The sequence below is a fragment of the Methylobacterium sp. GC_Met_3 genome, from assembly GCF_026540775.1.
GTDB lineage: Bacteria > Pseudomonadota > Alphaproteobacteria > Rhizobiales > Beijerinckiaceae > Methylobacterium.
Genome location: NZ_JALNUL010000102.1, coordinates 1 through 6,505 on the forward strand (window position 1 = coordinate 1; position 6,505 = coordinate 6,505).

The 6,505-nt window shown below is 64.9% G+C and carries 7 protein-coding genes; 3 read left to right on the forward strand and 4 right to left on the reverse strand.

Annotation, left to right across the window (positions count from 1 at the left end):
• Window positions 1-131: 131 nt before the first annotated feature.
• From OXS27_RS31295 to OXS27_RS31305, 3 genes are all read left to right on the forward strand, one after another.
• On the forward strand, window positions 132-314 hold the full coding sequence (locus OXS27_RS31295; RefSeq protein WP_267361559.1) for a hypothetical protein: 183 nt from the start codon (window positions 132-134) through the stop codon (window positions 312-314).
• A 656-nt stretch (window positions 315-970) separates the two neighbouring features.
• Window positions 971-1,861 carry a dihydrodipicolinate synthase family protein gene (locus OXS27_RS31300; RefSeq protein WP_267361560.1) on the forward strand — a complete coding sequence of 297 codons (891 nt, stop codon included), beginning with the start codon at window positions 971-973 and terminating at the stop codon, window positions 1,859-1,861.
• 277 nt (window positions 1,862-2,138) lie between these two features.
• A complete protein-coding gene (locus tag OXS27_RS31305; RefSeq protein WP_267361561.1) occupies window positions 2,139-2,786 on the forward strand; it encodes a tyrosine-type recombinase/integrase in 648 nt (215 codons plus the stop codon).
• Window positions 2,787-2,936: 150 nt separating this feature from the next.
• On the opposite strand, the gene OXS27_RS31310 is transcribed toward OXS27_RS31305, so the two are convergent.
• The 4 genes from OXS27_RS31310 to OXS27_RS31325 all read right to left on the reverse strand — a co-directional run bounded on the left by OXS27_RS31310 (window position 2,937) and on the right by OXS27_RS31325 (window position 6,300).
• A complete protein-coding gene (locus OXS27_RS31310; protein ID WP_276592798.1) occupies window positions 2,937-3,716 on the reverse strand; it encodes an amino acid ABC transporter ATP-binding protein in 780 nt (259 codons plus the stop codon).
• A 4-nt stretch (window positions 3,717-3,720) separates the two neighbouring features.
• Entirely contained in the window at window positions 3,721-4,572 is an 852-nt protein-coding gene (locus OXS27_RS31315) for an amino acid ABC transporter permease (RefSeq protein WP_267361562.1), read from the reverse strand.
• The gene (locus OXS27_RS31320) at window positions 4,569-5,318 is read right to left on the reverse strand and encodes an amino acid ABC transporter permease (protein ID WP_267361563.1); all 750 of its coding nucleotides are present in this window, start codon (window positions 5,316-5,318) and stop codon (window positions 4,569-4,571) included. The genes OXS27_RS31315 and OXS27_RS31320 overlap by 4 nt, the downstream gene beginning before the upstream one ends.
• A gap of 139 nt (window positions 5,319-5,457) precedes the next feature.
• Entirely contained in the window at window positions 5,458-6,300 is an 843-nt protein-coding gene (locus tag OXS27_RS31325; RefSeq protein ID WP_267361564.1) for a transporter substrate-binding domain-containing protein, read from the reverse strand.
• Window positions 6,301-6,505 lie beyond the last annotated feature (205 nt).

Consider the following 6,505-nt stretch of genomic DNA (forward strand, 5'->3'; position numbering starts at 1 on the left):
AAGCCGACGCCGTGATCATCCGCTCAAATGTCCGGATACGTCGGTCGCGGTGGATAGCTGCCGAGGTGAAGCGCCCGCTCCCACAGATCAAGGCCGAAGGCGGTGGCGATCGTAGTCGCAATTGATCGAGCGTGTTCGTCGGTTTCAGCCTCGAGGACGATAGCGGATCGGATAGCTCCGCCTACGCCGAGGACGAACGCCCGATCGGTGCGCTGACCTGGAGCGGGATGGTCGATGATGAACGGCTCGTCTGGCATGCATGCGCCTGTTCGTTGAAAGCGAGCGCTCGACAACCGAAGCCCGCCATTACCTGATCTGGCGATGAACCGACTATAGATGAAGGTCGGCGGCCGGGTTTCACCTATGTCAGTGATCCTTCGTCAAAGTCGGCTTGAGCGCCGTCGTCTGATCCGGGGTTGTTCGGATGGACGATGTTCTTGGTAGCGCGATGCTTCCGACATGGCTTTTCCACCCATGTGAATGCGGGCGGTATCGATTGTTGTAGGTTTACCCGATCGAGCAGGCATCGTTGACCTATGCCGTCTCGATCCCTGTGGACGCTGATCCGGACCGGTCGGCCACCCGCATCTTCCCTCCGAGACCGACTTCGCCCCGCCACCGAACGGTGCGCGGGGCGCTTCGTCGGAATGCCAGCCTGAACGGCTGACGAGCGTCTGCTTTGCGGGAGCACCGACTGCGGTCCGAGCGGCTGGGTTGGGTCGGTAGAAGGCCGCCCACTTTTCCAGCAGACTTCCTTCAAAGCAGCCATTCCGCTTGCGGCCAGCATCGGCCGCCGCCCAGTGCTCGGACGAACGGCTCAGTTGGATGGAGTGCTGCCGGTCCGCTTCTGAACCGTGGATGCGTCAAAGCGGGAGCGCAGCTCGTTTCGGAATTGGTCCAGTAAAAATTTCGAAATTGGCACTGGCGACCGGACCGCCCGGGCTGGATAAAGACCGTTGCCGGAGCATCCATGACGACTTTATCCGCCTTCCCGATCACGCCTTCTGACGCCAAAGGTCAGGTGGATGTGACAGCCCTGCGCGCGTTGCTCCGTCCCTTAGTGGCGGCGGAAGTCCACTCGATCGGTCTTCTCGGCAGTACCGGCACCTATCCCTTCCTCTCTCGCGAGGAGCGCCTCCGGGCCGTCGAGGCGGCCGTAGACGAGCTCGCGGGGCGCGTGCCGCTACTGGTCGGTGTTGGTGCGCTCCGGACCGACGAGGCCGTGCGGAACGCTCGGGACGCAAAGGCCGCCGGGGCTGATCTCGGCCTCCTTGCTGCTATGTCCTATACGCCGCTCACGGAGGATGAGGTGTTCGAACACTTCGCGACCGTGGCACGCGAGAGCGGTCTGCCACTCTGCATCTACGACAATCCGGGAACCACCCACTTCCGGTTCAGTCCCGCGCTGGTTGGGCGTCTGAGCCAGGTTTCGGGTGTCGTCTCGGTAAAAAGCCCTGCTCCGGAGCCGCTGGCTGTGGCCGAGCACCTGAGAAGCTTGCGGGACGCGGTGCCGGAGGGGTTCTCGCTCGGTTACAGCGGCGACTGGAACTCGGTAGAGGCGCTGATCGCAGGCGGAGATACTTGGTATAGCGTGGTTGCGGGCTTATTTCCGAAGATCGGCATGGACATCGTCAGGGCGGTTCAAGCAGGCGAGCTAGCCGAAGCGCGACGACTGAACGCCAGCCTTGAACCACTCTGGGAATTGTTCAAGGAGTTCTCAAGCTTGCGGGTCATCTACGCGCTGGTTGATCTGCTTGACATCTTCCGTGCCGTACCACCGCGCCCAATCCTGCCGCTCAATGAAATGGCTCGCAGCAAGGTCGCCGATACCCTTGAAACGCTCGACCTGTTGCAGACATAGCGCGCGGCTTCGTGCTGCCGTCCGTCTGGCGTAGGCTTGCCTGACCGCAAGCATCCTCTGTGGGCGCGGGCGGCCCGCCCGCTTCGGGGTAAAGGGTCAAAGCCTGCTTTCCAACCCACGCCGATATTGTTGGACGTGTGGCCAGTGGCCGCTTTCGAGAAGGGCCGATAGCGGTCCGCGCGATCGGGTTGGGTTCGCCAGCGGACCGTCCGCATAGACCCACCCTCATCTCAGGAGCTTCGCTTCGGGCGTCTTCTCGCCTCGCCGACACAAGCCGGTGAGGAGACAGATAAGGGAACACTCAGCACACGATCCGGCCACGAAAGGGCGGCCCGCCTGGAACGCCGGCCGCAAGCTCGGCGCCACGCGCGCCCTCAAGCCTCAGCAGGTCTGGGCCATCCGGTTCTGGCTCGACCGCGAACGGCGCACGCGCGACCGGGCGATCTTCGACCTCGCCATCGACAGCAAGCTGCGAGGCTGCGGCATCGTCAAGCTCAGGATTGGCGACATCGTCAGTGGGGGTCGGGTCCGTAGCCGCGCCATCGTCATCCAGCGCAAGACCGGCCGGCCGGTGCAATTCGCGGTGCTCGAACCTGCCCGTACCAGCATGCTGGCATGGCTGGAGGCCAGAGGTGGAACGTTCGACGATCATCCCTTCCCGAGCAGGCTCGACGGCGTCACGCACATCAGCACCCGGCAGTATGTGAAGTCGGTCGACGAGTGGGTCGCGGGTATCGGGCTGCGAAGCGAGGACGACGGGACCTATTCCCTTCGTCGCACGAAGGCGTCGTTGATCTACAGCCGGACCGGCAACCTGCGTGCCGTCCAGATCCTGCTTGGCCATACCAAGATCGAGAGCACCGTCCGGTACCTCGGTGTCGACGTCGAGGAGGCTCTGACCCTAGCCGAAGGAACTGAGATTTGAGCGTTCAGCCCCTCGGCTCCAGTGTGAAGGGGCTTCGAAACCAGCCTGGCAGCAAAGCGCCCATCCCAGTCATTCATGGGGGCACGAACGTTCGTCCGCCGTGGACGCTCAGGATTAAGGTCGAGAATTGAGAGAATTGCGAAAGGGCAGTCAAAGCACCTGCGACAGGAACCGGCGCGTCCGCTCGTCCCGGGCGGACGCGAAGAAGGTCTCGGGCGGCCCGTGCTCGACGATCACGCCGCGGTCAGTGAAGTAGATGTGGTCGGCGACGTCTCGGGCGAAGTTCATCTCGTGGGTGACGAGCATACAGGTCATGCCCTCCTCGGCGAGCTCCCGGATCGTGACCAGCACCTCCTTGACCGTTTCGGGATCCAGGGCGGCGGTGACCTCGTCGAACAGCATCACGTCCGGCCGCATCGCCAGCGAGCGGGCGATGGCCACGCGCTGTTGCTGGCCGCCGGACAGCTCACCGGGATAAGCGCTCTCCTTGCCGGCCAGCCGGACCTTGGCGAGCAGCGCCCGCGCCCGGGACTCGACCTCGCGCCTGTCCTGCCCGAGGACGTGGATGGGGGCCATCATCACGTTCTGGAGTGCGGTCTTGTGCGGGAACAAGTTGTACTGCTGGAACACCATGCCGACCTTGCGGCGCAGCGCCAGCTTGTCGAGCCGCGGATCTGTGACGTCGATCCCTTCGACCTGGATCGAGCCCGCCGTGACCGGCACCAGCGCGTTGATGCAGCGGATCAGCGTCGACTTGCCCGAGCCCGAGGGGCCGATGATGCAGACGACCTCGCCCTTGCGGACGTCGAAGCTGATCCCCTTCAGGACCTCAAAGGACCCGAAGGACTTGTGCACGTCGGAGACGCGGACGATCGGCTGATCGGGGGTCCAGCTTGGTGATGGGGTGGCGGCCAGGGTCGCGCGCGTCATGGTCTCAGCGGGTCTCGAAGCGGCGTTCCAGGGCGGCTGTGAACCGGTCGATCGGGTAGCAGTAGAGAAAGAAACACAGCAGTGCGAAGCCGTAGAGCGGCGCGAACAGCTCGGGGCGGCCGCCCTCGGCGGCGTGCACCTGCGCGGTCAGCGTCAGCATCTCGGTGACGCCGACGATCGAAGCCTGCACAGTCGCCATGGCGATCAGCGAATAGACGTTCATCCACGGCGGCAGCATGCGTTTCGCGCATTGGGGCAGGATGATGCGCCATAGCGTCTGCCACCGGGTGAAGGCCAGGGATTCGGCGGCTTCCCACTGGGTGTTGGGCACCGAGCGCACCGCGCCGCGGACGATCTCGGCGACATTGGCCATGACCGGCAGACTGAAGCCGAAGGTCGCCTTCAGCCAGTCGGGCAGCGGCACGCGGATGCCGAACACCGTGATCTGGAACGGTACGAGGAACATCACGAAGAACAGCAGCACCAGCCAGGGCACGTTGCGGAAGACCTGCGTGGTGCACCACGCGAGGCGGGGCAGGATCCGCCCCTCCGCCAGCATGGCCAGCCCGAGCCCGATGCCCGCCACCGTGCCGATCGCCATCGCCATCAGGGAGATCGCCACGTTGAAGGCGAAGCCCGTGAGCAGGAGGGGGGCCCACTTGATCACGACCTCCAGCGGCGACAGCGAGGCGGCTCCGCCCTGCGCCCAGGCTGGAAGGGCGACTAGGGCGAGCCCGGTCAACAGCCAGAAATGGGTCGGGCGCAGGCGCGCCGCCGCGTCGTCCTTCGGGAGCGCGAAAGGCAGGAGGACCGGCAGGCCCCCCGGTCGCCCGCCCTGCTGATCGGCAGCGCTCATCGGCCGTATCCCGGAATCCGCAGGGCGCGTTCCCAACGGTGCATGATCCAGACGAGCATGCCGACGAGGACCGCGTAGGTCGCCAGCAGCACCAGCATCATCTCTAGGACGTTCTGCGACTCGGACCAGATCTGCTTGACCGCGTACAGCGTCTCCGGGACCGCGATGGCGTAGGCCAGGGTCGTGGTCTTCAGGAGGTTGATCAGGTTGTTGTTCAAGGCCGGCAGGCAGACGCGCAGGGCCAGCGGCAGCACGATATGGCAGTAGGCCTTAACGCGGGTGTAGCCCAGGGCCTCGGCGGCCTCGATCGTGGTCCGCGGTACCGCCTCGATGCCAGAGCGAAAGATCTCGACGTTGAACGCCCCCGCGAACAACGACAGCGCGATGATCGCCCACTGGACGTTGTTGAGGATCGGCACGCGTAGGCCGTCCGCCGAGCGGATGTCCGGGAGCAGCGTCCCGAGGCCGAAGTAAAAGAAGAAGATCTGCACGAGCGGCGGCGTGTTGCGGAATACCACCACGAAGCCGTTGACCAGCGCCCGCAGGACGCGCGACGGCCCGCTCTGCAGGAGCGCCCCGACGGCGCCGATGACGAGGCTTGCCAGGATGGTGCTGATCCCAAGGAGCAGCGTCATCCGCAGGCCGGCCACGTACCGATCCCAGTCGTAGGGATCGTAGAAGACCGTGAAGTTGAAGCCCGTGGTCTCGTAGAGCTGCTGGAACCACGCCTGGATCGTGGCGATCATCGCGGGCGAACGCGCTTGGAGCCGCGCCCGATCGCCTCGCCATCGGGCGCGGCTCCAAGTCCCTGTTTCGATGCGCTCGCTCGCGCCGAACCGATGTCCACTTCGGCGGCGAGCGCTCGAGCCGTCGTGCAGGAGCGCATCAGTTGGTCGCGTTCTTGTACTTCTCGTACATCGCCTTCGAGTAAGCAGTCGGCTCGATGCCCCACTTCTTCTCCTCATTGACGATGAAGCCGGTCTTCATCCAGTCCTTGGTGGCGTCCTCGACCGCGGCCTGGAGCGTGGTGTTGCCCTGTGCCACCGCCATCATCCACGGGGCGTCGAGGATGCCCTTGAGCGGCAGCGCGTAGTTGGCCTTCCAGTCGTCGTCGAGCAGTTTACCCTGCAGCATGCTCTGGTCGTAGACATAGCCGATGCAGTTGCCCTGCTTGAGGGCGAAGAGCGGCTTCTCGGATCCGTCGAAGGCGACGATCTCCGCCCCGTAAGCCCGCGCGACATCCTTGTTGTACCAAGCCCCCGAGGTGGCGCAAACCGGCTTGCCCTTCAGCTGCGCCCAGTCGGTGATGCCCGAATTCTTGGGCAGCATGACGTTCACGAAATCGGAATAGTAGTTCGGCTCGATCGCCTGCACGACGCGGCGGCGCTCCGGCTTGTCCGAAAGGGTGGCGATCAGAAGATCGACCTTGCCTTGCTGGAGGAACTCGATCCGGTTGGCCGAGACGACCGGCACGAGTTCGAGCTTGACGCCCAGCCGCTTGGCGATATCGGCGGCGAGGTCGGGCTCCAGGCCGATGATCGTCCCGCTCGGGTCGCGGAAGCCGAACGGCTTGTAATCCGCCTTCACGCCGACGACCAGCGTCCCGCGCTTCTTGATCGCGTCGACGCCGTCGGCGGCCATGGCCCGGACGGGTAGCGCGACGGCCGAGAACGCCGCGAGCGCGGCCATCGCACCGGTGGTTAGAAGGGTGCGGATCGTGAGACGCATCGGAACGTTCCTGCTGGGTCGCCTGATCGTGGCATGGTTTCAAGCAATCCACGAGCCATTGGCCGACCCATCAACTGAAACGTGCCATTCGCCAACTGGTAGAGCGCGGCGCTGCCCATAGCGCCGAGTCCCAGGACGGCGACGTCGTAGCGACGGCTCACGCCCGGCGCTCCCGCAGCCTGCCGTGACGGGACGCTGCCGCAGC

What these genes read in the sequence shown, in the direction of transcription:
- OXS27_RS31310 (WP_276592798.1), bottom strand. Translation starts at nt 3,716, where the DNA reads ATGACGCGCGCGACCCTGGCCGCCACCCCATCACCAAGCTGGACCCCC.
- OXS27_RS31300 (WP_267361560.1), top strand. Translation starts at nt 971, where the DNA reads ATGACGACTTTATCCGCCTTCCCGATCACGCCTTCTGACGCCAAAGGT.
- OXS27_RS31315 (WP_267361562.1), bottom strand. Translation starts at nt 4,572, where the DNA reads ATGAGCGCTGCCGATCAGCAGGGCGGGCGACCGGGGGGCCTGCCGGTC.
- OXS27_RS31320 (WP_267361563.1), bottom strand. Translation starts at nt 5,318, where the DNA reads ATGATCGCCACGATCCAGGCGTGGTTCCAGCAGCTCTACGAGACCACG.
- OXS27_RS31325 (WP_267361564.1), bottom strand. Translation starts at nt 6,300, where the DNA reads ATGCGTCTCACGATCCGCACCCTTCTAACCACCGGTGCGATGGCCGCG.